General features: G+C 68.3%; 25 protein-coding genes. 14 read left to right on the top strand and 11 right to left on the bottom strand.

Annotated features, from left to right (window positions below; translation table 11 throughout):
• The first annotated feature begins 272 nt into the window (after positions 1-272).
• The 3 genes from ABAZ39_RS03990 to hmuQ all read left to right on the top strand — a co-directional run bounded on the left by ABAZ39_RS03990 (position 273) and on the right by hmuQ (position 3,232).
• The gene (locus ABAZ39_RS03990) at positions 273-1,964 is read left to right on the top strand and encodes a methyl-accepting chemotaxis protein (RefSeq protein WP_038526924.1); all 1,692 of its coding nucleotides are present in this window, start codon (positions 273-275) and stop codon (positions 1,962-1,964) included.
• 15 nt (positions 1,965-1,979) lie between these two features.
• Entirely contained in the window at positions 1,980-2,798 is an 819-nt protein-coding gene (locus ABAZ39_RS03995; RefSeq protein ID WP_144243457.1) for a regulator of G-protein signaling domain-containing protein, read from the top strand.
• Between the two features lie 98 nt (positions 2,799-2,896).
• The gene (gene hmuQ, locus ABAZ39_RS04000) at positions 2,897-3,232 is read left to right on the top strand and encodes a heme-degrading protein HmuQ (protein WP_038526930.1); all 336 of its coding nucleotides are present in this window, start codon (positions 2,897-2,899) and stop codon (positions 3,230-3,232) included.
• 14 nt (positions 3,233-3,246) lie between these two features.
• Here the strand turns inward: hmuQ and ABAZ39_RS04005 are convergent, their stop codons facing one another.
• Positions 3,247-3,726 carry a phosphate-starvation-inducible PsiE family protein gene (locus tag ABAZ39_RS04005; protein WP_051657787.1) on the bottom strand — a complete coding sequence of 160 codons (480 nt, stop codon included), beginning with the start codon at positions 3,724-3,726 and terminating at the stop codon, positions 3,247-3,249.
• Between the two features lie 250 nt (positions 3,727-3,976).
• Here ABAZ39_RS04005 and ABAZ39_RS04010 point away from each other — a divergent pair, with 250 nt between their 5' ends.
• The 4 genes from ABAZ39_RS04010 to ABAZ39_RS04025 all read left to right on the top strand — a co-directional run bounded on the left by ABAZ39_RS04010 (position 3,977) and on the right by ABAZ39_RS04025 (position 7,369).
• Positions 3,977-5,422, top strand: a complete 1,446-nt coding sequence (locus tag ABAZ39_RS04010) for an NADP-dependent isocitrate dehydrogenase (protein WP_014240945.1) — start codon at positions 3,977-3,979, stop codon at positions 5,420-5,422.
• Between the two features lie 171 nt (positions 5,423-5,593).
• The gene (locus ABAZ39_RS04015; protein WP_038526932.1) at positions 5,594-6,097 is read left to right on the top strand and encodes an RNA polymerase sigma factor; all 504 of its coding nucleotides are present in this window, start codon (positions 5,594-5,596) and stop codon (positions 6,095-6,097) included.
• Positions 6,097-6,810 carry an anti-sigma factor family protein gene (locus tag ABAZ39_RS04020; protein ID WP_038526935.1) on the top strand — a complete coding sequence of 238 codons (714 nt, stop codon included), beginning with the start codon at positions 6,097-6,099 and terminating at the stop codon, positions 6,808-6,810. The genes ABAZ39_RS04015 and ABAZ39_RS04020 overlap by 1 nt, the downstream gene beginning before the upstream one ends.
• A gap of 175 nt (positions 6,811-6,985) precedes the next feature.
• Positions 6,986-7,369, top strand: coding sequence for a GcrA family cell cycle regulator (locus tag ABAZ39_RS04025; RefSeq protein WP_014240942.1), 384 nt, complete (start codon positions 6,986-6,988; stop codon positions 7,367-7,369).
• 103 nt (positions 7,370-7,472) lie between these two features.
• Here the strand turns inward: ABAZ39_RS04025 and ABAZ39_RS04030 are convergent, their stop codons facing one another.
• The 4 genes from ABAZ39_RS04030 to ABAZ39_RS04045 all read right to left on the bottom strand — a co-directional run bounded on the left by ABAZ39_RS04030 (position 7,473) and on the right by ABAZ39_RS04045 (position 10,759).
• Complete coding sequence (locus ABAZ39_RS04030; protein ID WP_051657788.1) at positions 7,473-8,081, bottom strand: exopolysaccharide biosynthesis protein; 609 nt, start codon at positions 8,079-8,081, stop codon at positions 7,473-7,475.
• A gap of 91 nt (positions 8,082-8,172) precedes the next feature.
• Complete coding sequence (locus tag ABAZ39_RS04035) at positions 8,173-8,553, bottom strand: oxidoreductase (RefSeq protein WP_038526937.1); 381 nt, start codon at positions 8,551-8,553, stop codon at positions 8,173-8,175.
• Positions 8,554-8,710: 157 nt separating this feature from the next.
• Complete coding sequence (locus ABAZ39_RS04040; protein ID WP_038526940.1) at positions 8,711-9,934, bottom strand: NADP-dependent isocitrate dehydrogenase; 1,224 nt, start codon at positions 9,932-9,934, stop codon at positions 8,711-8,713.
• A 240-nt stretch (positions 9,935-10,174) separates the two neighbouring features.
• Entirely contained in the window at positions 10,175-10,759 is a 585-nt protein-coding gene (locus ABAZ39_RS04045) for an LOG family protein (protein WP_038526943.1), read from the bottom strand.
• Positions 10,760-10,901: 142 nt separating this feature from the next.
• Between ABAZ39_RS04045 and ABAZ39_RS04050 the strand changes: the two genes are divergently transcribed.
• Complete coding sequence (locus tag ABAZ39_RS04050) at positions 10,902-11,111, top strand: hypothetical protein (protein WP_038526946.1); 210 nt, start codon at positions 10,902-10,904, stop codon at positions 11,109-11,111.
• Between the two features lie 168 nt (positions 11,112-11,279).
• Positions 11,280-12,359 (top strand): LysM peptidoglycan-binding domain-containing protein, encoded by a 1,080-nt coding sequence (locus tag ABAZ39_RS04055; RefSeq protein ID WP_038526949.1) that lies wholly within the window; start codon positions 11,280-11,282, stop codon positions 12,357-12,359.
• 16 nt (positions 12,360-12,375) lie between these two features.
• On the opposite strand, the gene ABAZ39_RS04060 is transcribed toward ABAZ39_RS04055, so the two are convergent.
• A complete protein-coding gene (locus ABAZ39_RS04060; RefSeq protein ID WP_014240935.1) occupies positions 12,376-12,840 on the bottom strand; it encodes a hypothetical protein in 465 nt (154 codons plus the stop codon).
• A gap of 127 nt (positions 12,841-12,967) precedes the next feature.
• Between ABAZ39_RS04060 and ABAZ39_RS04065 the strand changes: the two genes are divergently transcribed.
• Positions 12,968-13,666 (top strand): phosphatidylserine decarboxylase, encoded by a 699-nt coding sequence (locus ABAZ39_RS04065; protein WP_014240934.1) that lies wholly within the window; start codon positions 12,968-12,970, stop codon positions 13,664-13,666.
• Positions 13,663-14,571 carry a CDP-diacylglycerol--serine O-phosphatidyltransferase gene (gene pssA / locus ABAZ39_RS04070; protein WP_051657789.1) on the top strand — a complete coding sequence of 303 codons (909 nt, stop codon included), beginning with the start codon at positions 13,663-13,665 and terminating at the stop codon, positions 14,569-14,571. The genes ABAZ39_RS04065 and pssA overlap by 4 nt, the downstream gene beginning before the upstream one ends.
• 22 nt (positions 14,572-14,593) lie before the next feature.
• Here pssA and ABAZ39_RS04075 read toward each other — a convergent pair whose 3' ends face one another.
• Positions 14,594-14,917 carry an ACT-like domain-containing protein gene (locus ABAZ39_RS04075; protein WP_038526953.1) on the bottom strand — a complete coding sequence of 108 codons (324 nt, stop codon included), beginning with the start codon at positions 14,915-14,917 and terminating at the stop codon, positions 14,594-14,596.
• A gap of 354 nt (positions 14,918-15,271) precedes the next feature.
• Between ABAZ39_RS04075 and ABAZ39_RS04080 the strand changes: the two genes are divergently transcribed.
• The gene (locus ABAZ39_RS04080; RefSeq protein WP_038526955.1) at positions 15,272-15,862 is read left to right on the top strand and encodes a GNAT family N-acetyltransferase; all 591 of its coding nucleotides are present in this window, start codon (positions 15,272-15,274) and stop codon (positions 15,860-15,862) included.
• Between the two features lie 23 nt (positions 15,863-15,885).
• Here the strand turns inward: ABAZ39_RS04080 and prmB are convergent, their stop codons facing one another.
• On the bottom strand, positions 15,886-16,827 hold the full coding sequence (gene prmB, locus ABAZ39_RS04085) for a 50S ribosomal protein L3 N(5)-glutamine methyltransferase (protein WP_051657790.1): 942 nt from the start codon (positions 16,825-16,827) through the stop codon (positions 15,886-15,888).
• Entirely contained in the window at positions 16,828-17,169 is a 342-nt protein-coding gene (arsC, locus tag ABAZ39_RS04090) for an arsenate reductase (glutaredoxin) (protein WP_038526958.1), read from the bottom strand. It abuts the gene before it with no gap.
• A 208-nt stretch (positions 17,170-17,377) separates the two neighbouring features.
• On the opposite strand from arsC, the gene serA reads away from it, so the two are divergent.
• Positions 17,378-18,625: a phosphoglycerate dehydrogenase gene (serA, locus tag ABAZ39_RS04095; RefSeq protein WP_038526960.1), complete on the top strand. Its 1,248-nt coding sequence runs from the start codon at positions 17,378-17,380 to the stop codon at positions 18,623-18,625.
• A 153-nt stretch (positions 18,626-18,778) separates the two neighbouring features.
• Positions 18,779-19,423 (top strand): hypothetical protein, encoded by a 645-nt coding sequence (locus ABAZ39_RS04100; protein ID WP_081862873.1) that lies wholly within the window; start codon positions 18,779-18,781, stop codon positions 19,421-19,423.
• Between the two features lie 16 nt (positions 19,424-19,439).
• On the opposite strand, the gene ABAZ39_RS04105 is transcribed toward ABAZ39_RS04100, so the two are convergent.
• Complete coding sequence (locus tag ABAZ39_RS04105; protein WP_051657791.1) at positions 19,440-19,745, bottom strand: restriction endonuclease; 306 nt, start codon at positions 19,743-19,745, stop codon at positions 19,440-19,442.
• Positions 19,746-19,770: 25 nt separating this feature from the next.
• Positions 19,771-22,809, bottom strand: a complete 3,039-nt coding sequence (locus tag ABAZ39_RS32820) for a response regulator (RefSeq protein WP_051657792.1) — start codon at positions 22,807-22,809, stop codon at positions 19,771-19,773.
• Between the last annotated feature and the right edge of the window lie 277 nt (positions 22,810-23,086).

Raw genomic sequence — 23,086 nt, forward strand, 5'->3', positions numbered from 1 at the left:
AGTAATTGAACGAATTTCTGGGCATTTGAAGAAATAAGAGGCCCGAGTCGCAGAGTTAAGTATCTGAACAATCCTCTAATCGGTATCTCTATACGATACAAATGCGGTCAGGCTTTCGTTTGTTTTAAACATTGATCGTCATTTTTGCGGCTTCCGGGCAACATTGCCCAGCAAACGGATATTGCGAATCATTCTACCTTGAATGCATACGATTGCATTCATGAACATGAATTTTCTCGTTCACAGCATGCAGTCGATGAGGGTCAGGGAAAATGGCGGGTCTTCTTGCGCGCATCAGCATCAGCGGCAAAATCTACAGCGTTGTCGCGATCCTGGGAGTGGTGGCCGCTATCATTGGTGGTGTTGGCTCCATTGGAATGCAGACCTACGACGACAAGTTCGACCAAATTCAGAACTGGTCCCGGCGGGCGCTGATCAACGAGCAGATCAACGCTTTGATCTATAAGGTCGTCATGGACAGCCGCGGCATCTACGCCGCGGACGGAACGGCGGACGCCACGCCCTATGCCAAGAATATCCTCGGCGCCACCGGCGAGCTGGAAAAGCTCATGGGCAAGCTGGAGACTCTGCAGCCGCCGGAAAACAAGGTCGCCTTCGGCGAGGTCCAGCAGACGGCCCGCGCGTTCGTCCTGCACCGCAACGAGGTCGCCCGCCTCGGGATGGAGGCCGGCCCGGACAAGGCGCGCGACCACGGCGACACCCCCGAGGCCCGCGCGCTGCGCAGCAAGCTCGGCCAGTTCATGGAGAAGGCCTCCGAACGCAACATGCAGGGGATCGCCCAGGCCAACGATGAACTGAGCGCCGTGAACAGCCTGATGACGACGCTCATGATGGTCGTCGGCATCGGTGGTGGCCTCGGCGCGCTGGCGTTGAGCGTCCTGGTCGCGCGCGTCGGCATCTCCCGCCCGATCGCCGGGATCACCGACGTCATGGAGCGGCTGGCGACCGGCGACACCTCGGTGACGGTGCCGGGCCTCGGCCGTGGTGACGAGATCGGCGGCATGGCCAAGGCCGTGGCGGTCTTCAAGGACAACGCCGTGGACCGCGAGCGCATGAGGGTCGCCGAGGAGGCCGAGCGCCGGGCCAAGGAGCGGCGCACCCACGCCGTCGAGGAGCTGGTGCAGTCCTTCGACCGGAACGTTTCCGGCATCCTGCGCACCGTCGCCTCCGCCGCCACGGAGCTGGAGGCCACGGCGCAGAGCATGCTGACGACCGCCGACCAGACCAAGGGGCAGGCGGCCAGCACCGCGGCGGCGGCCGAGCAGGCGTCGGTCAACGTGCAGACCGTCGCCGCGGCGACCAACGAGTTGAGCGCGTCCATCAACGAGATCAGCGGTCAGGTGACGCGCTCCACCACCATCGCCAGCCACGCGGTGGGCGAGGCGCAGCAGACCAACGAGCGCGTCCAGGGCCTCGTCGCTCAGGCGCAGCGGATCGGCGACGTGGTGAAGCTGATCACCGACATCGCCAGCCAGACCAACCTGCTGGCGCTGAACGCGACGATCGAGGCGGCGCGCGCCGGGGAGGCCGGCAAGGGCTTCGCCGTCGTGGCGTCGGAGGTGAAGAACCTCGCCAACCAGACGGCCAAGGCGACCGAGGAGATCGCCTCCCAGATCGCCTCCATGCAGGAGGCCACCGGCGGGGCGGCGGCGGCCATCAACGGGATCGGCGACACCATCGGCACGATCAGCGAGATCGCCACGATCATCGCCTCGGCGGTGGAGGAGCAGGGATCGGCGACCGGCGAGATCGCCCGCAACGTGCAGCAGGCGGCGCAGGGCACCCATCTGGTGACCACCAACATCACCGAGGTCAGCGACGGCGCCACCCAGACCGGCTCCGCCGCCACCCAGGTGCTGGGCGCCGCCGGCGAGCTGTCCCGCCAGTCGGAGGTCCTGCGGAGCGAGGTGGAGCGCTTCCTGGTCGGCATCCGCGCCGCGTAAGGATGGTTCGGGGGTGTGCGAGGAAGCGCACCCCCGTCCATTCTCATCCTGAACGGACCGAACGGCGTTTGCCGGACCGAAATCCCGTTTTTATCGTCACGGCCATTCGCGTTCGAATGGAGGGGTACCGTGGCGAAATCCTATCTGGCGTCCTGGAAGAAGGCGAAGGACCGCTTCGAGAAGACGACGGGCAAGAAGAAGCCCGATCCCAAGAGCCGTTTTGGCAAGCTGTTCAGCAAGATCAGCTCGACCGGCCTGGAAGGCGCGCTGAAGAGCTACGACGCCGCCACGACCGTGCAGGATGCGCAAAAGCACGCCCGTGCCTTCCAATCCGCGGCAGGCGGCTACATCCCCACGCTCGACGCGGCGGGCAAGGCGGCCAAACAGGACGGCGACGCGGTCTACGCCGAAGCCTGCGCCGACATGGTGGCGTCGTTGAACAAGATCGCCCGCAGCGTCGTGACGGATTTGGAGCGGTTCGACGGCCTGCCGAAGACCATCGAAGGCTATTTCAAGTCGCCATACTGGTTCAAGCTTCTGCACAAGGTCGCCAAGCAGGAGATGTCGCTCGAAAATGTCGAGTTGTACGACAAGATCCTGAAAGGCAAGCTGTCGAAGGCGGAGCCTGCGGAAGAGGCATACAAGGAATACGTGGCCGTCCGCTCACCAAAGGAAGTGAACATCGGGTCGGGAACCCGGAGCGCCTGCAAGAAGTGCGCGGATCAGGGCGCTTGGACCGACATGCCTTGGGACAAGGTGGCGAAGGATTTGGGCGTTAACCTGGCCGACACCATCGGACGCCTGCACAGCGCGCTCGCCAAGGGCGAGATCTGATGGCCGGCGGCCGGTTGATGCGATCCGGTTGACGCGGTCGAGTTGACGGGGCGGGCCTCCGCCGTCACTTTGAAGGTTCGACTTTGGGAGGCTCCGCCATGTACATCGCCATGAACCGTTTCCGCGTGCGTCCGGACGCGGAACAGGACTTCGAGGAGGTCTGGCTGAACCGCGAGGTCCATCTGAACACGGTTCCGGGCTTCGTGGAGTTCCACATGCTGCGCGGCCCGCGTTACGAGGACCACCGCCTCTATTCCTCCCACACCATCTGGGAGTCGGAGGCGCATTTCCAGGCCTGGACCCGCTCGGAGGAGTTCCGCGCCGCCCATCGCGGGGCGGGGGACCGCAAGCCGCTCTATCTCGGCCCGCCGCAGTTCGAGGGCTTCGAGGTCATCCAGACCGTGGTGGGGCAGACCGTGGGGCGCGAGGGCTGAGCCGCCGGGTGCGCTCAGCCTTTCAAAGTGTCCTCGTCGCCGATCAGGCGGTGGGCGATGGCGACGGTGATCAGGCCGGCGAGCAGAAGGCCGTACTGCCACAGGCTGGACCAGTCGCCCGTCTGCACGTCGCCCGCCACCGCCTGGACCGGGCGCACGATCAATTGCCGCAGCAGCGTGATCATCGCCACCTCCAGGAAGACCCGCAGGTGGAAGCGGTTGGTCCGCACATAGTCGACCTCCGCGGAGATCAGCGCGGAAAGCGTCCAGACGATGAACAGCACGCCGAGCGCGTGCAGGAATCCGTGTGCCAGCTGGTCCTTCTGGAAGGCTGCCCAGGCTTCGATGAAGAATTCCCAGACCACCATGGCGCTCGCCGCGACCAGGGCGATCGCCAGGACGACGTGCAGCAGCCCGTTGAAGGACTTCAGGGCGCGGATCAGGCCCTGTTCGAGAAGCGAGTTGGATGGGGCGCGGGGGAGCGATTGCAGCATCGTGGCGTGTCGCAAGGTCGAAGGGTGCGGGAAGATAGAAGCCCAACCCGGCGGACGCCCCCGCCGTTTTGCCATTGCCGCCATGGGGAAAACGCAAGCATTGCAGATCAGCGTCAAGTCGCCGCATCAATGGTCCCGGCTTTGCAGGTGGAAAAAAGCACCGGCCATTGAACTCCGGGCCTGATTTCGTCTAGGGTCGCCGCGGTCCCTCCGGCGTCGTTCCTTCGAGGGTTCCCCCAGGAGTGAATGGATGCGCGAAACCACCCCCATCACGGTCGCCCGCGGCGACGGCATCGGTCCGGAAATCACCGACGCGGTGCTTCACGTGATGGAGGCCGCCGGCGCCCGCCTGAAGGTGGAGGAGGTGCCAGCGGGCGAGCAGGTCTACCGCCGCGGCCATCTGGGCGGGCTGGACGCCGCCGGCTGGGGGTCGATCCGCCGCACGCGGGTCTTCCTGAAGGGGCCGATCACCACGCCCCAGGGCTACGGCAACAAGTCGCTGAACGTTACCGCGCGGACCACGCTGGGGCTGTTCGCCAACGTGCGGCCCTGCGTGTCGCACCATCCCTACGTCCGCACGCGGCACCCGCGCATGGACGTGGTCATCATCCGCGAGAACGAGGAGGACCTCTACGCCGGGATCGAGCACCGCCAGACCGACGACGTGATCCAGTCGGTCAAGCTGATCTCCCGGCCGGGGTCGGAGCGCATCGTGCGCTACGCCTTCGACTACGCCCGTGCCAACCACCGGCGCAAGGTGACGGCCTTCGTCAAGGACAACGTCATGAAGATGACGGACGGGCTGTTCCTGAAGATCTTCAACGAGATCGCCGCCGAATATCCAGAGATCAAGGCCGACCACCTGATCGTCGACATCGGCGCCGCCCGTCTGGCCGACCAGCCGGAACGGTTCGACGTGATCGTGACGCTGAACCTGTACGGCGACATCGTGTCGGACATCGCCGCCCAGATCACCGGCTCGGTCGGGCTGGCCGGCTCCGCCAACATCGGCGACGCCTGCGCCATGTTCGAGGCGATCCACGGCTCGGCGCCGATGATCGCGGGGCAGGGGATCGCCAACCCGTCGGGCCTGCTGATGGCCGCGGTGATGATGCTGGTCCACATCGGGCAGGGCGACGTGGCGGCGCGCATCCACAACGCCTGGCTCAAGACCATCGAGGACGGCGTCCACACCGTCGACATCTTCAACCGCGGGGTCAGCCGCCAGCGCGTCGGCACCCACGCCTTCGCCGATGCGGTGGTGGAGCGGCTGGGCCAGATGCCGGTGACCCTGCCCACCGTCGGCTACGCCGTCACCGCGCGGCCCGCCTATGAGTCCGGGGTGCGGCTGTCGCCCCGCCGCAAGGCGGTGAAGGAACTGGTCGGGGTGGACGTGTTCCTGCATTGGCCGGGCGGCAACCCGGACGAGTTGGCCGGGCTGGTCCTGCCGGTGGCGACCCCGGCGCTGCGGCTGTCCAGCATTTCCAACCGCTCGCAGAAGGTTTGGCCGGAGGGCAACATCGGCGTCTTCTGCACGGACCACTGGCGCTGCCGCTTCCTGGCGCCGGAGGGCGTGGCGGTCGGCCACCCCGACATCGTCGAGCTGCTGTCGGGTCTGGCCCGCGCCGGGCTGGACTTCACCCAGACCGAGAACCTGTGCAACTTCGACGGCAAGTCCGGCTTCTCGGCCACGTGACGCGCGAAGCGGTGGAATAATCCGCCGCGGCTGGGCGTCCAGACGGGCAGGACATCCTTCCAAGGGGAGCGCCGCCGCATGCCTCTGCCAAAGCCGCCTCCCGACCCTTCTCCAGCGAACGGCCCCCCGGCCAATGGACCCCCGACCAATGGACCCCCGACCAATGGCCCGGTGGACGAGCGGGCCATCGCCGCGCAGGTGCCGCGGCTGCGCCGCTACGCCGCCGCGCTGGCTGGCAACCTGTCCGACGCCGACGACCTCGTGCAGGATTGCATCGAGAAGGCCTTGGCCAACCGGCACACGCTGCGGGACGTCACCCGGCTTGGCGGCTGGCTGCTGTCGATCCTGCACAACCTGCACGTCTCCGGCCTGCGCTGGCGCCGCCGCCGCGGGCCGGAGGTGCCGGTGGAGGATCTGGCGAACGATCTGGCGCTCAGCGCCGCCCCCGCCGACCGGGCGGAGGTGCGGGATTTCGTGCGCGCCTTCAACCAGCTGTCGGCGGAGCACCGGGCCGTGCTTCTGCTGACCGGGCTGGAAGGGCTGTCCTACCGCGAGGCGGCGGAGGTGCTGGGGGTTCCGGTGGGAACCGTCATGTCGCGGCTGGCCCGCGCCCGGGAACGGCTGCGCGTCCTGCTGGACGGCGGGACGGAGCAGGCGGTGAGGAGGATCAAGTGATGGACACCGAACCGAACGCTCCGGTGACCGAGGCCGAACTGCACGCCTGGATGGACGGCGAATTGCCGGAGGAACGGCGCGGCGAGGTCGAGCGCCATCTGGCGGGCGACCCCGATCTGGCCCGCCGTTTCGACCGCTACCGCGCCCAGCGGGCTATGCTCCAGGGAACCTTCGGCCCGCTGATCGACCGGCCGTTGCCGGCGGCCCTGGTGCCGCCCTACGGCCGGGCGCCGGGCCGGCCGGCGGTGCGCCCGCGCCGATGGCTTCCGGCACGAGTGGTGTGGTGCGCGGCCTTCGTCGCCGACGCGGTTGCCGCGCACCGGGTCTTCGCGGTGGAGGTCCGCCATCCCGTCGAGGTCGGCGCCGACCAGGAGGCGCATCTCGTGGGCTGGCTGTCCAAGCGCCTGGGCAAGCCGCTGCAGGCACCGCGGCTGGCCGACAAGGGCTACGATCTGGTGGGCGGGCGGCTGCTGTCCGACGCGCGCGGGCCGGCGGCCCAGCTCATGTACCAGGATGCGGCCGGTCGCCGCATCACCCTGTACATCCGGCCGGCCTCCGACGCGCCGGACACATCCTTCCGGTTTGCCCAGGACGGCAACGTCCAGGCTTTCTACTGGCGGGACAACGGCTTGGCGTGGGCGGTAACGGGTGACCTCGACCGAGTGACCCTTTCGGCCATAGCCGAGGAGGTGTACGGCGCGTTGAACTCATAACACCCACAGACTTATGCACAGGAATGTTGTTCGAGCCCCCTATCCCTCTATCCGGCCATCTGGTAGGTTGGCCGGCGTTGGGCACAAAATATTGCGCCTTATGGAAAACGGCCGTCTGGTCGGAAGGTATATTGGTTAACCAAGTCACCGGTTACCGGACCACGGGAGACAGGGGATGAGTTGGACGGACGAGCGGGTTCAGCAGCTTAAGGACCTCTGGGCCCAGGGGCTGAGCGCGAGTGAAATCGCGGACATCCTGGGCGACATCACCCGCAACGCGGTGATCGGAAAGGCGCACCGCCTCGGCTTGTCGGGACGCCCGTCGCCGATCAAGAAGAAGCCGACCCGCGGTGCGACGATCCTCGCCTTGACCGAGCGCATGTGCAAATGGCCGGTCGGCGACCCGAAGCACCAGGACTTCCATTTCTGCGGCAAGCCCTCGCTGCCCGGCCTGCCGTATTGCGCCGAACACGCGGCGGTGGCCTACCAGCCGGCGTCCTCCGGCAAGAAGCGCGACGAGGACCGCAACACCGGTGAGCGCAACGTCGGCGCCGCCTAGACTCCGACGGATTTCTCCGCCGGATTTCCGGATTTCGGGCGCTCTTCACGCGGGCGCCCGCCCGACACGGTGACCGGATCGGCAGCCGTAAGAGGAGTGCCGGTCAGATCGGCGCCGCGGTGATCGCCCACCAGCTTCCGGCGATCAGTATCGCCGAGACACCCGCCGCCGCCACGCCCAGACCCAGACCGGCGGCGACCGCCAGACCGTCCTTCACGATCAGCCCCAGCGCGATCACCAGCACCGCCAGACCGGGCAGGGTGTTGCCGAACGGGATGGGCAGGGCGATCAGAACACCCATCGCCAGCAGGAAAACACCCAGCGGCCGCAGCGCGCTCTGACGGGTCAGCGACGGCCAGCGCGTGCGCAACCGGGCTTCCAGCCGCTCGACCAGCGGTGTTCCCTTCTCCACGATCTTTTCAAGCGTGGTCCGCGCCACACGGCGGCGCCCGATCCAGCCCGGCACCTCCAGCCGGTCGCGGCCGACGATCATCTGGATCGCCACCAGCGCCAGCACCGTGCCGAAGATCAGGCCCGCCGGCAGCCCCGGCGTCGGCACCACGGCCGGAATTGCCAGCGCCAACAGCAGAAAACCCGGCGCGCGGTCGCCGAGATGGCCCAGCACCTCCCCCAGCGTCGGCTTGTCGCCGGTCATGCGCCCGTGCAGCTTTTTGAGCAGCGCGGACGCCCGTGCCGGGTCCTTCGTGTCCATGACCTGTCCCCAACCCCCTGTTCCATCGTCGCCGGGTGGATGTGGTGGCGCGGCGGCTCACAGGAAAGGGGGGCGGGGGAAGGCGTGAAGGTCAGTACTCCTCGACCTCGTGCTTCAACTGCACCAGACGGCCGCTCAGCAGCGACAGCATCAGTTGCACCACCATCTCGTGGACGATCAGCGTGTGGGTGTTGCCGCTGTCCTGCATGTGCTGGCGCAGCGCCTCGCGCACCTTCGGCACGCCGGTCACGTCGATCAGCACGTCCACCGCCGAGCCGAGCCGGGCGAGGTCCATGAAATCGGTCGTGGTGGCGACGCCGCGCGCGCGGGCGAGCCGCATGCCGGGCGCCTCGGCGTCCAGGTCGGCAACGCCGAGAATCTCGACGAAGGGAGCGTCCAGAAGCTGCGTCAGCAGGGGCGTTCCGGTTTCGCCGGCGCCGATCACGGCGATGCGGAAGATGTCCTTGGCCATGGGAAAAGTCTCGAATTCCGGTTCGTCAGGTCCGCGCCGGCATCGCGCCGCGCGGGCAAGAAAAAAGCGGGGAGCCGAAACTCCCCGCCGCAACCTTACATCGACCCGGCGTCCCGTTTGACCGGGACGCGTCGTCGCACCTGACGCGGAATGCGCGTTACGCCCAGGCGGCCATCTTCTTCTGCAGGTTCTCGTCCAGCTTGTCGAGGAACTGCTTGGTGGTCAGCCAGGGCTGATCCGGACCGATGAGGATCGCGAGATCCTTGGTCATGAAGCCCGACTCGACGGTCTCGACGCAGACGCGCTCCAGCGTCTCGGCGAACTTCACCACGTCCGGCGTGTTGTCGAACTTGCCGCGGTAGGCCAGACCCTGCGTCCAGGCGTAGATCGAGGCGATCGGGTTGGTGGAGGTTTCCTTGCCCTTCTGGTGCTCGCGGTAGTGGCGGGTCACCGTGCCGTGGGCGGCCTCCGCCTCGACGGTCTTGCCGTCCGGCGTGATCAGCACCGAGGTCATCAGGCCCAGCGAGCCGAAGCCCTGCGCCACGATGTCCGACTGCACGTCGCCGTCGTAGTTCTTGCAGGCCCACACGAAGCCGCCTTCCCACTTCAGGGCCGAGGCGACCATGTCGTCGATCAGGCGGTGCTCGTAGACGAGGCCCTTGGCCTTGAACTGGGCGGCGTAATGCTCGTCGAACACCTTCTGGAAGATGTCCTTGAAGCGCCCGTCATAGGCCTTGAGGATCGTGTTCTTGGTGGACAGATAGACCGGGTAACCGCGCTCCAGGCCGTACATGAAGCTGGAGTGGGCGAAGCCCTCGATCGACTCGTCCAGGTTGTACATGCCCATGGCGACGCCGGAGGCGGGGAAATCGTACACCTCGTGCTCGATCGGCTCGCCGCCGCCTTCCGGCACCCACTTGATCGTCAGCTTGCCCTTGCCGGGAACGACGAAGTCGGTGGCCTTGTACTGGTCGCCGAAAGCGTGACGGCCGATGATGATCGGCTTGGTCCAGCCCGGAACGTAGCGCGGAACGTTGGAGCAGACGATCGGCTCGCGGAAGACGGTGCCGCCCAGGATGTTGCGGATCGTGCCGTTCGGCGACTTCCACATCTTCTTGAGATTGAACTCCGTCACCCGCGCCTCGTCCGGGGTGATGGTCGCGCACTTGACGCCGACGCCGTACTGCTTGATCGCATTGGCCGATTCGACGGTCACGCGGTCGTCGGTCTTGTCGCGGTTCTCGACGCTGAGATCGTAGTATTTCAGGTCGACGTCGAGGTACGGCAGGATCAGCTTGTCCTTGATGAACTGCCAGATGATGCGCGTCATCTCGTCGCCGTCGAGTTCGACGACCGGATTGGCTACCTTGATCTTCGTCATGGGTGCGAGTTCTCCCCGAACGGGTAGGGGTTGTCTTATGCTTGGACGCCGGGCGCGCTGTGCGAGGGCACGGGCCGGGGCGTCCATCCGAAGACGGGCCCCGGTTCCCCGGACGGAAACGGATGGCGGTTATATAGCACCGGGGCACCGCCGAAAGAAAGGACCGCGGGGCATCAAAACAGACGATATCGCGCTGAAAACGGCGCAATTTGCGCGATCTGGTCCTACCACTTGGTCTTTTCAGAGCTTTTGTGTGGGAATCTTCAACGTTGGCTCCGGTTCATAGGCCAGCGCGGCAAACACATCGTCCACGTCATCGACGACGGTGTACAGCGCGCGGTGCGCCGGCTGGGTGAAACCCTGCGCCACCGTATGGTCGATCAGGCCGAGCAAGGGGCGCCAGTAGCCGTCCACATCCGCGATCACCACCGGCTTGTCGTGCAGGCCCAGCTGCTTCCAGGTCAGGATCTCGAACGCCTCGTCGAGCGTGCCGAGGCCGCCCGGCAGCACCACGAAGGCGTCGGCGCGGTCGACCATCATGCGCTTGCGGGTGTGCATGCTGTCGACGATGTGCAGTTCGGTCAGTCCGGTGTGCTCGATCTCGGCGGATTGGATGTGTTCCGGGATGATGCCGATGACCTGCCCCCCGGCGGCCAGCGCCGCGTCGGCCGCGATGCCCATCAGCCCGACGCGCCCGCCGCCGTAGACGAGCTGGATGCCCCGCCGGGCGAGCCCGTCGCCCAACATATGGGCGGCCTCCTTGTGGACAGCGGCGACGCGGCTGGATGAGCCGCAATAGACGCAGACGGAATTCGGGGCTCTCATCGCTCACCCTTTCTCGCCGGTTGGGTACACGTTCCGGTGACTGTTCCGGTGCGCCCGGCGGGGTCACCTAATGCAAGGGAATAGCAAAGCCGGGGCGGCGTCTACCCGGACATCGGACTTCAGCCCATCGGGAGGAATCATTATGGATTCGCGCGTCGTCAACGCCCTGGCCGCCATCTCGGTGGCCACGTTCCTGTTCCTCGGCTTTGGCGGGGGGGTCGGCTTTCTGACCGGCGGGGGCAAGGCGAACGCGGGCGGCGCCACGACGGTTCAGGCCACGGAAACCAGCGTTTCCGCAGCGGACCTGTCCTCCGGCCGCCATTCCGAGACGGTCGCCAAGCTGGAGAAGTGAGCCGGGAGGCGTGAGCATGGGGCCGCGCCGCCCGGCGGCGCGAAGGCGGTGCGCGGGTCCCGATGCGGCTATGCGTCTGCTCCATCGGCGGTGTTCAGTTCCACCGCCGCAATCTGTTATCCTGCCGCAAGCCGGCGTGTCCGCCGGCAATGATGCGGCGGTGCTCCGGTGAAGCAAGCTCTCCTGTTCGGCGGTGCGGCGACGGTCGCCGCGGCCGCCGTTGTCGCGTATCTGGCCTTCGATCCGGCGTCTGCGCCGGGCTCCCGCGCCGGAACGGCCGGGTCTGGAACAACCGTCGCGCTGGGCAGCGTGTCCCCGGCCAAGCCGCCGGCAACCGCCCCCGCCCCGGCGAAGGCCGCGGAGGAGCCCGCCGGTCCGCGCTTCGACATCGTGCGTGTCGCGCCGGACGGCGCCACTGTGATGGCCGGCCGCGCCACGCCGGGCTCGTCGGTGACCGTCCATGACGGGGAGCGCGCGCTCGGTTCCGTCAACGCCGACGCGCGCGGCGAATGGGTTCTGCTTCCCGACCAGCCCCTGTCCCCCGGCGCCCGCGAACTGAGCCTGTCGGAGAAGGCGACCCCCGCCGCCGAGCCGACGCCGTCGGAGCGCGTGGTGGTGGTCGTGGTGCCCGACCCGCCGCCGGCCACTGGTGGAGCGTCCTCGGAAGCGCCCACGGGTCCGCTGGCCGTCGCCATGCCGCGTGATGGGCTGGGCGACGGGCGGGGCGGCAACACGATCCTGCAGGCGCCGAAGGGGCCGGCCGCCCCGGCGACCCGCGGCGTGGCGGCCCCGCCGCCGCCGGGGGGCGTGTCGCTGGAAAGCATGGATTACGACGCCTCGGGGCAGGTCGCCATGGGCGGCCGGGCGCAGCCGGGAAGCGCCGTGCAGCTCTATCTCGACAATCTTCTGGTCGGGAGCGCCCACACCGACCCGAACGGCCAATGGCGGCTGCGCCCGGAACGCGCCGTGGCGCCGGGCGTCTACACGCTGCGCGCCGATCAGGTCACCGACTCGGGCAAGGTCACCGCCCGCGTCGAGCTGCCGGTTCAGGTGTCGGAGGTTCCGGCCAACCTGCCGGACGGCCGGTCGATGGTCGTCCAGCCCGGCAACAGCCTGTGGCGGATCGCCCGCTCCACCTACGGGCACGGCGTGCAGTACACGCTGATCTACGAGGCCAACCGCGGCCAGATCCGCGACCCGGACCTGATCTATCCCGGCCAGATCTTCGCGCTGCCGGTCTCGAACTGAGCTTTTCGAACCGACTTTACAGGTAAGGGGCGAGCAGGCGTAGGAAGGGGCGCGCCTGCTGGAGCGCGACCACCGTCTGGTGGATCAGATCCTCCGGAGTCGCCTGCCCCTCGAACTCGGCTTCGGAGAACAGCAGGATCTTCTGGCCCTCCTGGACGAGGAAGCGGGTTCCCCGGCGGTCCTGGATGCCGCGCAGGATCGCCAGGAGCTGGCGCCGCCGTTCCGGCGACTGGGCGGTGTAGGGGATGTGGCCGATCTCCGCCCATACCTGCGAGCGCGACTTTTCCCCGTCGAAGCCGACGGCGATGCTGAAGGGCAGCCCGTCGGCCATGAAGTGCAGCCGCGCCGGGCGCGGCGGCTGGGCAATGCCCAGCACGCCCTCGGGAGTCATCACGAAGGTGTCGGGGCTGAAGGGCAGGGCGGTCTGGGAGACCTGCGCGAGCGACGGCATGGCCTGAAGGCGGGCGGCGGGAACGGACACGGGGGCTCGCTCATTCCTGTGGTGTCGGTGGCGTCACTCTCCACCTTCCCTGCTAAAATTCTGTAAAGGGCGGGGGATGCTGTCTAGAATGCGCCGCTCCAACGATCCGAGGCTGAAGTAACCGGCGATGTCCGCCCTCAATACCGTAGTCGTTCCGATCCACCGCGCCGGCTGGCCCTTCATTGCCGCCTTCGCCGTGGTCTCCCTGATTCTCGGGCTTGCCGTGGCGAAGCCGCTGGGCTGGCTGGGTCTCGTGCTCACCCTGTGGTGCGTGTATTTCTTCCGTGATCCCGATCGCGTGACGCCGACGCGCCCCGGCCTGCTGGTCAGCCCCGCCGACGGGCGCGTGACCATGATCGTTCCCGCGGTTCCGCCGCCGGAGCTGGGCATGGGCGACAAGCCGCTGACCCGCGTCAGCATCTTCCTCAACGTCTTCAACGTGCACGTCAACCGCGTGCCGGCGGACGGCACGGTGGTCGCGGCGGAGTATCACAAGGGCACCTTCGTGAACGCCGCGCTGGACAAGGCCAGCGAGGAGAACGAGCGCGCCGCCTTCCGCCACCGTCTTCCCGACGGGCGTGAGATTGCCTATGTGCAGATCGCCGGCCTCGTCGCCCGCCGCATCCTCTACTGGGTGAAGGCCGGCCAGGAGGTCAAGGCGGGCGAGCGGTTCGGCCTGATCCGATTCGGCAGCCGCACCGACGTCTATCTGCCGGACGGCGTGGTTCCGCTGGTCTGCGTCGGGCAGACGGCGATCGGCGGCGAGACCGTGCTGGCCGACCTGACCGCCACCGAACCGCAACGGCAGGGGGATGTCCGCCGATGAAGCGACCGGTCTTCAAGCCGGCAGTGTTCCGCAAGCGCCGGGCGCGCCGCCCGCATCCGCGGCTGAAGGGGTTGTCGATCAACCATCTTCTGCCCAACGTGCTGACGGTGCTGGCGCTGTGCTCCGGCCTGACGGCCATCCGCTTCGCCATGCACGAGCGGTGGGAGCAGGCGGTCGTCTGCATCGTCATCGCGGCGATCTTCGACGCGCTGGATGGGCGGATCGCCCGCCTGCTGAACGGGCAGAGCAAGTTCGGCGCGGAGCTGGACAGCCTGTCCGACGTCATCAGCTTCGGCGTGGCTCCCGCCTTCATGATGTATCTGTGGGCGCTGAACGGCGCCGGCAGTCTGGGCTGGATCGCCGCCATGGCCTACGCGGTCTGCGCCGCGCTGCGGCTGGCCCGCTTCAACTCGCGCCTGGACGTCGACCTGCCGCCCTGGGCCTTCAACTACTTCACCGGCGTCCCCGCCCCGGCGGGCGCCGGTCTGGCCATCCTTCCCATGGTCATCGGCTTCGAGGCCGGCCCGGACATCGCCGGCCACCCGGCCGTCGTCGTGCCCTGGACGCTGGCGATGGGCGGGCTGATGGTCAGCACGCTGCCGACCTTCTCCTTCAAGGGCATGCGGGTGCCAACCCAGTATGTGGTGCCGGGTCTGGTCGGCGTCGGGCTGCTCGCCGCCTCGCTGGTCAGCCAGCCCTGGTGGACGCTGGCCTTCCTCGGGCTGGCCTATCTGGCGAGCCTACCCTTCTCGGTGGCGCAGTTCCGCAAGCTGCAGCAGGCCGCCCAGCTGATGAAGGAGACGGAGGAGACCCCGGCCGAGGAGGCTGTCGTCGCCGCTTCGGACGCGCCGCCCCCGTCGCCTGAGATGGTGTCTGAAAAGACCAGGACGCCATCGTCCGACTGACGCCGGACGCCCGCCGTCGCCGTCACTCGGCGGCGGCGGGCAGGTCCAGCGGCACGGTCCGTTCGGTCACGGCGACCGTCAGGACCATCGGGATCTGGCGCAGGCAATTGCCGACATGGTTCGATTCCGCGGCAACCATGCCGGTCATTTCGACCTCCACGGTCAGCGTCTCGCCCAGCAGGCGGCTGTTCAGCGACAGCGGGACGAGGCCGCGCTTGGCGAACAGCTCCAGCACGCGGGGCAGGGTGCCGGGATCGGCATCGGCCTGCACGGCGAAGCGGACGAGGCGGTTCGGATCGGTCGGACGGGATTCGGCAGCGGGCGCCGCCAGCGTGACGGTGGACATGGATCACTCTTACCTTGCTCTTGAGTCGATGAGTGCAGGGTCAGACCTGCAGACGTGCGAAAACCCCGGCTCTCACAGGAGAACCGGGCTGCTAATTCGCAGACCCAGGGTAAGGGGACGGTCCATCATGGGCGTCAGGATAGGGCGATGGGCGGCCACGGTCAATGGAGTCGGGAAATTCCCTCTCCCGCCCCGGGGGAGGGAAGGGGCCCGCGCCGCAGGCGGGGGAAGGGTGAGGGTATTGCCCAGGATCACCGCCTTGATCCTTGTTCGACCCTCACCCACCCGCTGTCGCGGGCACCCTCTCCCGGGACGGGAGAGGGGAATTACGCTATCAACAGGACACGCGAAGCCATGAACGACAACGGCATCCACATCCGCCCGGCCGAGCCGGACGACGCGCCAGAGCTGGCGCGGCTCATCGACATGGCCGGCGGCGGCATTTACGAGTTCCTGCTCGACGGGCTGGTGCCTGGCCAGACGGCGGCGGAGATGCTGGTGCCGGGTCTCGCGGGCACGTCTGGGTCCTTTTCCCACCGCCATTCGGGCGTGGCGGAGGCGGCGGGACGCATCGTCGGGATCGTCCACGCCTATCCCGTGGACTGGATCAAGACCCAGGACTACACCGGGCTGCCCGTCGACCGGCTGGCCCACATGGAGGATTTCAACCGGGTGCACGACTGGGGCAGCTACTTCCTGTCGGCGCTGGCCGTCGATCCGGCGTGGCGCCGGCGCGGCATCGCCTCCCGGCTTCTCGCCTGGGTCTATGAACGGGCGCGCCGCGGCCGGTTCGACCGGGTGACGCTGCATGTCTGGGCCGACAACGCCGACGCCCGCCAACTCTATGCCAAGGAAGGCTTCGCCGAGATCGGCCGCGCCGACATCCCCTGGCACGAGCGGCTGCCGCACCAGGGGGGAAGCGTTCTGCTCCGGCGTCCGGTCTGAGCCCGGTCTGATCAGCGGTCCGGTTACTTGCCCGGCTTCAGCTGGTCGCGGGTCAGCCAGAAGACCTCGCCGAAGCTGTTGGCGGTCTCGACCCAGAAGAAGTCAAGGTCCGGATACTCGGCCTCCAGGATTTCGCGGCCGGTGCCGAACTCGCAGAGCAGGCCGCCTTCCGGCGTCAGGTGCTTGGGCGCCTCCTTGAGGATGCGGCGCACGATGTCCAGCCCGTCCTCGCCCGACGCCAGGGCCATCTGCGGCTCGTGGCGGAACTCCGGCGGCAGGTTGGCCATCGCCTCGGCGTCCACATAGGGCGGGTTGGTGATGATGACGTCGTACTTGCGGTTCTTCAGCGGCGCGAACAGATCGCCGTGGTGCAGGGCGATGCGGTCCTCGAACCCGCTGTCGGCGACGTTGCGCTTGGCCACCTCCAGCGCGTCGGCGGACAGGTCCACCGCGTCCACCTGGGCCTCCGGGAAGATCTGCGCGGCCAGGATGGCGAGGCAGCCCGAGCCGGTGCACAGGTCGAGCACCCGCTCGACCTCCGTCGGGTCCTCCACCAGCGTGAAGTCGTCGCCGCCGATCAGGTCCGAGAACAGGATTTCCCCAATGTAGGAGCGCGGGACGATCACCCGCTCGTCCACATAGAAGGGGATGCCCTGGATGTAGGCCTTGTTCAGCAGGTAGGAGGCCGGCTTGCGCGTCTCCACGCGGGCGTGCAGCAGGTCGGCGACCTTGCGGCGCTCCGCCAGGGTCAGCCGGGCGTCCACATAGGGGTCGAGCTGGTCGATGGGCAGGCTCAGCCCTTCCAGCACCATGAACACCGCCTCGTCATGGGCGTTGGTGGTGCCGTGGCCGTAGTCCAGGTCGGCCTCGTTGAAGCGGCTGACACCGTAGCGGATCAGGTCGCGGACGGTGCGCAGCTCGGTCGCCGCGTCGGCGGGGGTGAGGTCCAGGGAGGGCTTGGTCACTTACAGGATCTCCAGAACGCTTTCCGGCGGACGGCCCACGCGGGCCTTGTCGCCCGTGACGACGATGGGCCGCTCGATGGCGGCGGGATTGGCGGACAATGCGTCGATCAGGGCGTCGCCGTCGAGATCCTTGGCGATCCCGGCCTCCGCCGCCTCCTTGGCGCGCAGGATGTCGCGGGGACCCTTGCCCAGCTTGGCCAGGATGGCCTTCAGCTCGGCCGGGGCGGGCGGGGTCTTCAGATACTCGACGACGGTGGGTTCGACGCCCCTGGACCTCAGAAGCTCCAGCGTCTGGCGCGACTTGGTGCAGCGCGGGTTATGGTAGATGGTGACGTCGCTCATCCCGGTGTTTCCCTCGCTCTTCCCAGCCATGGCCTTGCCTGTGGCACGAATACACCCGCTCCGCGTGCGGCGCCAACCCGCCATGCGGAATGGCGGCGGCGGCGCAACATCCCTCGCGTGACAAGGCCGGCGCTTGGCATTACCTTGCGCGCTCGCATTATTGGCGGCCCGCCGCGTGCGGGGCCATTCATTTCGACGGATTCCGGCCGTGACGAAGCTCTCGCTCTCCAAGGACAAGATCAACATCCTGCTGCTCGAAGGCGTTCACGACAACGCCATCAACGAGTTGGCGCATGGCGGCTACGCCACCGTGGAGCGTCTGCCGCACGCGCTGGACGAATCGGAGCTGCTGGAGCGCATCGGGTCCGTCCACATGCTGGGCATCCGCTCGCGCACCCATCTGACCGCCAAGGTGTTGGAGGCCGCGACCCGTCTGTTCAGCGTCGGCTGCTTCTGCATCGGCACGAATCAGGTCGATCTGAAGGCCGCCCGCCGACTCGGCATCCCGGTCTTCAACGCGCCCTATTCGAACACCCGGTCGGTGGCGGAGCTGGTGATCGGCGAGGTCATCATGCTGATGCGCGGCATCTTCTCGAAGTCGACCCTCGTGCACGGCGGCGGCTGGATGAAGTCGGCCAAGGACAGCTACGAAATCCGCGGCAAGACGCTGGGCATCGTCGGCTACGGCCACATCGGCACGCAGGTGTCGATCATGGCCGAGTCGATGGGCATGAAGGTCCGCTACTACGACGTCGTGAACAAGCTGGCGCTCGGCAACGCGCAGCCCTGCCACTCGCTGGAGGAGCTGCTGGCGGTGTCCGACGTGGTGACGCTGCACGTCCCCGACACGCCGCAGACCCGCGACATGATCGGCGAGGCGCAGATCCGCGCCATGAAGAAGGGCGCCCACCTGATCAACGCCGCCCGCGGCAAGGTCGTGGTGATCGAGGCGCTGGCCGCCGCCCTGAGGGACAAGCATCTGCTGGGCGCGGCCATCGACGTGTTCCCGAAGGAGCCGGGCGGCGACAAGGAGGTGTTCGAGAGCGCGCTGCGCGGGCTCGACAACGTCATCCTGACGCCGCACATCGGCGGCTCGACGATGGAGGCTCAGGCCAACATCGGCACCGAGGTGTCGCAGAAGCTGATCGAGTATTCGGACAACGGCTCGACCATGGGCGCCGTGAACTTCCCGCAGGTCGGCCTGCCGGTCGTCCACGCCGGCAGCACCCGCTTCCTGCACGTCCACGAGAACCGTCCGGGCGTGCTGCGCAAGATCAACGAGGTGTTCTCGGGCCGCAACCTGAACATCGCCGCGCAGTATCTCCAGACCGACCCGGAGCTGGGCTACGTCGTGGTGGATGTCGACGGCGACGTGGACGAGAACGAGGTGGCGAGCGACCTGCGCGCCATCGAAGGCACGCTGAAGGCCCGCTTCCTCTACCCGGGCAAGCGCTGAGACGTTGCGGCCCTTGCCCTTGGCAGGGGCCGCACCGACATAGGCGGAATGACCCTCCGCCCGTTTCGACCGCGTCTGCGCGCCGGCCTCCTGACGCTCCTTTGCCTGGGTGGGGGAGGGCTTGGCGTTTCCGCGCCCGCGGCCGCACAGACCGTGACCGCTCAGGGCGGGGTCGCCACCTGTCCGGACTTCGCGCCGGCCCGCGTGGTCCTCGATCTGCAGATCGCCCCGCTGCGCACCGACTACAGCCAGTCGATCCGGCAGCTGGCCCAGAAGCCGGGGCGGCGGCCCGTCGCGGGGCGGACCGCCAATTCCCACACGCTGGGGCTGGCGGCCATCCAGTACAATCAGCAATGGCAGGCCGGCGTCATGACGGCGTCGCTGGGGCAGGGCCGCTATTGCGGCGCGGCCCAGACTTTGACCGTCACCTTCGGCTACGACGAGCGGACCGTCTATGTCGCCCGCGAGCTGCCGCAGGGCAGTTGCATCCATGGCGAAGTCCTGGCCCACGAGATGCGCCATGTCACGGTGGATGAGCAGCTTCTGCGCGAGTATGTGCCGGTCCTGAAGCGCCGGTTGGAGGATGTGGTCGGCCGCGCCCGCCCGGCCCAGGGCCGCTCCGAGCGGCAGGTCATGGCGGCGATCGAGCAGCCGATCAAGGCGGCGATGCGCCAGCTGATGGAGGAGTTCGGGCGCGAGCGCAACGCGCGCCAAGCCCGCATCGACACCCCGGCCGAGTACGAGCGCATCAGCCAGTCCTGCAACGGTGAGATCAACCGCTACCTCGGGCGCGTCTGACCTATCGAGCGGCGCGTCACCGATGGCGCCCGCGCCCGGAGGCGTGGCGGTCGATGAACTCCGGCGGCTTGCGGGACACCCAGCGCAGGAAGGCGGCGATGTCCGGGTGGGCGCGCAGGCTGGCGATGGTGTGGTAATGGTCGCGCAGTTCCGCCTCGCTCAGCACCGCGTGGATCTTGGCGTGGCAGATGCGGTGCATGGTCACGGTGTCCCGTCCGCCGTAGGTGCGCGGGATCAGGTGGTGCTCGTTCAGGCTGGGGCCGGGCACCATCGGGCGGCCGCAGAGCGGGCAAGGCGGATGGGACGGGTCGGGCGGCGGCATGAAGCGTCCGAGTGGGCGGCGGCCGTCAGCCGGGAGGCGCCGCAGGCAAGGCGGCGCGGATGCGGGCGACCAGCTCGTCGGCCTGATAGGGCTTTTGCAGGATGGGCAGCCCGTCCAGCGCCGAGGCCCGCTGGATCTCCGCATAGCCGGTGACCATCAGGACCGGCAGGCCGGGGCGCCGGGCGCGCAACTCCCGCACCAGTTCCAACCCCGTCATGCCGGGCATCGCGTAATCGGTCAGCACGAGGTCCACCTCCGGTTCGCGGGCGAAGGCGTCCAGCGCGTCGGGGCCGCTGGACGCCTCCATGATGCGGAAACCGGCGTGTTCCAGAACCGTCGCGGTGGCCATGCGAACCAGCGCCTCGTCCTCCACCAGCAGGATGGTGGCGGGGCGGGGCGGGGACTGGACGGCGGCGGGAAGCGCGGCGTCCGGGGCGGCGTCCTCCTCGGCGTCGGCCCGCGGCAGATAGAGCGTCACCGTCGTGCCGGCGCCCAGACGGGTGGTCAGGACCACCGTCCCGCCGGACTGCGCGGCCAGACCGTGCACCATCGACAGGCCCAAGCCGGTGCCGTGCCCGACGCCCTTCGTCGTGAAGAAGGGCTCGAAGGCGCGGGCCGCCGTCTCCTCGCTCATCCCGCTGCCGGTGTCGGCGACGGCGATGGACACGCAGTCCCCGGCGGCGAGGTCGAGCGGCCGTCCCTCCATGTCGTCCGGGCAATTGCCGGTGCGGATGGTCAGGGTGCCGCCCGCCGTCATGGCGTCCCGCGCGTTGATGGCGAGGTTGAGGATGGCCATTTCGAGCTGGTTCGGGTCGACCCGCGCCGGCCACAGGCTGGGGTCCGTCTCCGTCACGATGCGCGTGGTCCCACCCAGCGTGCGTTCCAGAAGCCCGCCCATGCCGGTGACCAAGGCGCCGACGTCGACCGTCTTGGGCTCCAGCCGCTGCCGGCGGGAGAAGGCCAGGAGATGCTGGGTCAGGGTGGCGCCCCGCTCCACCGCCTTCTCCGCCATGTCGAGGGCCTGAGGATGGCTGGCTCCACCGCTTTCCCCCGCGGCGCGCAGCAGGTAGAGCGAGGTGCCGATGGCCTGGAGCAGGTTGTTGAAGTCGTGGGCGATGCCGCCGGTGAGCTGGCCGATGGCCTCCATTTTGCGGGCTTGGTGCAGCGTCTCCTCGATCTCGCGCAGGGCTTGCCCCGTGCGCTCCCGCTCCTCGACGTCGCGGGCGACGTGATAGGCGCCGATGCGCCGCCCGCTGGAATCCAGGATGGTGCCGAAGGCCAGCTCGTAGCGCTTGCGCTGCAACGTGGGGTCGCCCAGCTCCTCCACGATGGTGAAGCGCTCTCCGCCCAGCGCGCGGCTCCACAGGGATTCCGTGGTGACCTGCGCGGTGGGCAGATGCTCCATCATCTCCAGCAGGCGCTGGCCGATGGCCGGGCGGTGGCCGTACAGCGCCTCGACCTCCCGCTGGTAGGCGCCGTTGAACAGGATGTAGCGAAGCTCCTGATCCACCGCGACGATCAGGTCGGTGGAGCTTTCGATGATCGCGGCGAACAGGCGGCGGTCGGAGGCGTGGCGGTCCACCAGCTCGCCCAGCTGCATCTCGTGGGCGCGCCGCCGCTCCGTCACGTCCTCCAGAATACCGACGGCGCGGGTGGTGCCGTCCGGGTCGGTCAGGCAGGACCCGCGCATGGCCAGCCAGCGCACCTGCCCGTCGGGGGACCCCACGGGAAACTCCGCCTCCAGCTCGCCCTTCGACGGGTCGTCGCGGAAGAGGGCGGCGCGGATGGCGTTGCGGTGGTCCGCCGCGACGTTGCGAATCCAGGATTCGACCGAGGCGCCGTCGAGCACCGGCACGCCCAGGAGGGCCGCGGTGTGGTCCGAGCCGTGGAAGCGCCGGCTGCGCATGTCGAAGCGCCAGACGCCCAGCCCGACCACCTCCATGACCAGCCGCTGCTGCGCCTCGCTGTCGCGCAGGCGGCGGGCCGCCCGGTTCAGCGCGCCGGCCACCGCGTTGACCTCGCGGATCGGCGCGGGGGCGGTCATCATCAGCGCGGCGTGCGGGCCGTCCCGCCCCAGCGCCAGGGCGGAGCCGGCCAGCGCGGCGACCGGATCGGCGATGCGCCGCCCGACCACCAGCGCCATCGCCAGGCTGACGAGCAGCAGGATGCCGCCGCCGCATAACACCAGCGTGACCGAGCGGCGCATGGGCTCGGCGATCAGCGCCTGCGGGACCCCGACGGCGACGGTCCAGCCCGACAGCTCCGACCGGGCGAAGGCGTTGAACAGCGGCGTGCCGTCCCGCGCCACGATGTCGAAGGAGCCGAAACTGGTCGAGGCGGTCCGGCGGAACACGTCCGCCGAAATCGGCGTGCCGGTGAAGGTGTCGTGCGAGGCGGTGCGGGTGATGACGACGCCCTGCCGGTCCCACAGGGCGGCGATCCAGCCCTCCGGGAGGCCCTGCTGGCGCAGCACCTCGATGAACGTCTCGGTCGGGATGCTCATGGTCAGCACGCGCTCCGAAGGTCCGTTCCGCGTGATCGGCAGCGCGACGGCGACCAGGGGGCGCTGGGCGACGGCGCCCGTGAAGATTTCGGAGATCTGGGTCTGGCCGCTGTCCGCCGTCCGCCGGATCAGGCCGGTCACCGCGGCACGGGGAAGCGGTTCGCCGAACGGGCGGCGCGTGTTGATCAGTTGTTGGCCCTGGGCGTTGCTCAGCACGATGTGGACGCCCTCGCGCCGGCTGCCCTTGTGCTGAAGCACCTCGGTCGCCTGCCGGTGGAAGGCGGCGAGATCGCCCTTTTCCAGGTGGGGGGAGGTGGTCAGAACCTGGAGCGCCGTCTCCATCGCCATAAGTTCGCGGTCGATGGCGACGGCCAGCGTCCGGGCCAGATCCTGGCCGGATCGCTCGATCGCGGCGCTCTGCGTCTCGGCCATGCGGAAGACCGTCCAGCCGGCGAAGCCCAGCATCGGCAGCAACGCCGCCATGACCAGCAGCACCAGCCCGGTGCGGAGCGACAGGCCGCCGGCTTGGGGCTGGTCATCCCCCGCCACGCCGTCGTTCACTGCGGGTGCGTTGTCATCCTGAGCGTGCACAGGCAAGGAATGTCATGCTCCGGTATGCATGGCGATGGACGGGTCCGTAACCATCGCAGAGTCCGGCAGCAAAGGACACACCTTTGACGGAGCAGGGTTTTTGTCGAAGGGGGTGGAAATCCGGCTAACCCATTCGATCGATTGGGACTGGCGCTGGCGAAGAAGGCAGGGAGGGCGAAGGTCCCGCGTGGATCGCGTGCATGAAAAGAAAAAGGAGCCGCAAGCGGCTCCCTTCTCGTCATCGGCG

Origin of the sequence: Azospirillum argentinense, assembly GCF_000632475.1 — a bacterium.
Lineage (GTDB): Bacteria > Pseudomonadota > Alphaproteobacteria > Azospirillales > Azospirillaceae > Azospirillum > Azospirillum baldaniorum.

Bases quoted from the DNA above. Each gene is read 5' to 3' on its own strand.
- ABAZ39_RS03990 (WP_038526924.1), top strand. From the start codon at position 273: ATGGCGGGTCTTCTTGCGCGCATCAGCATCAGCGGCAAAATCTACAGC.
- hmuQ (WP_038526930.1), top strand. From the start codon at position 2,897: ATGTACATCGCCATGAACCGTTTCCGCGTGCGTCCGGACGCGGAACAG.
- ABAZ39_RS04005 (WP_051657787.1), bottom strand. From the start codon at position 3,726: ATGCTGCAATCGCTCCCCCGCGCCCCATCCAACTCGCTTCTCGAACAG.
- ABAZ39_RS04010 (WP_014240945.1), top strand. From the start codon at position 3,977: ATGCGCGAAACCACCCCCATCACGGTCGCCCGCGGCGACGGCATCGGT.
- ABAZ39_RS04020 (WP_038526935.1), top strand. From the start codon at position 6,097: ATGGACACCGAACCGAACGCTCCGGTGACCGAGGCCGAACTGCACGCC.
- ABAZ39_RS04025 (WP_014240942.1), top strand. From the start codon at position 6,986: ATGAGTTGGACGGACGAGCGGGTTCAGCAGCTTAAGGACCTCTGGGCC.
- ABAZ39_RS04030 (WP_051657788.1), bottom strand. From the start codon at position 8,081: ATGGACACGAAGGACCCGGCACGGGCGTCCGCGCTGCTCAAAAAGCTG.
- ABAZ39_RS04035 (WP_038526937.1), bottom strand. From the start codon at position 8,553: ATGGCCAAGGACATCTTCCGCATCGCCGTGATCGGCGCCGGCGAAACC.
- ABAZ39_RS04040 (WP_038526940.1), bottom strand. From the start codon at position 9,934: ATGACGAAGATCAAGGTAGCCAATCCGGTCGTCGAACTCGACGGCGAC.
- ABAZ39_RS04045 (WP_038526943.1), bottom strand. From the start codon at position 10,759: ATGAGAGCCCCGAATTCCGTCTGCGTCTATTGCGGCTCATCCAGCCGC.
- ABAZ39_RS04050 (WP_038526946.1), top strand. From the start codon at position 10,902: ATGGATTCGCGCGTCGTCAACGCCCTGGCCGCCATCTCGGTGGCCACG.
- ABAZ39_RS04065 (WP_014240934.1), top strand. From the start codon at position 12,968: ATGTCCGCCCTCAATACCGTAGTCGTTCCGATCCACCGCGCCGGCTGG.
- pssA (WP_051657789.1), top strand. From the start codon at position 13,663: ATGAAGCGACCGGTCTTCAAGCCGGCAGTGTTCCGCAAGCGCCGGGCG.
- ABAZ39_RS04075 (WP_038526953.1), bottom strand. From the start codon at position 14,917: ATGTCCACCGTCACGCTGGCGGCGCCCGCTGCCGAATCCCGTCCGACC.
- ABAZ39_RS04080 (WP_038526955.1), top strand. From the start codon at position 15,272: ATGAACGACAACGGCATCCACATCCGCCCGGCCGAGCCGGACGACGCG.
- arsC (WP_038526958.1), bottom strand. From the start codon at position 17,169: ATGAGCGACGTCACCATCTACCATAACCCGCGCTGCACCAAGTCGCGC.
- ABAZ39_RS04105 (WP_051657791.1), bottom strand. From the start codon at position 19,745: ATGCCGCCGCCCGACCCGTCCCATCCGCCTTGCCCGCTCTGCGGCCGC.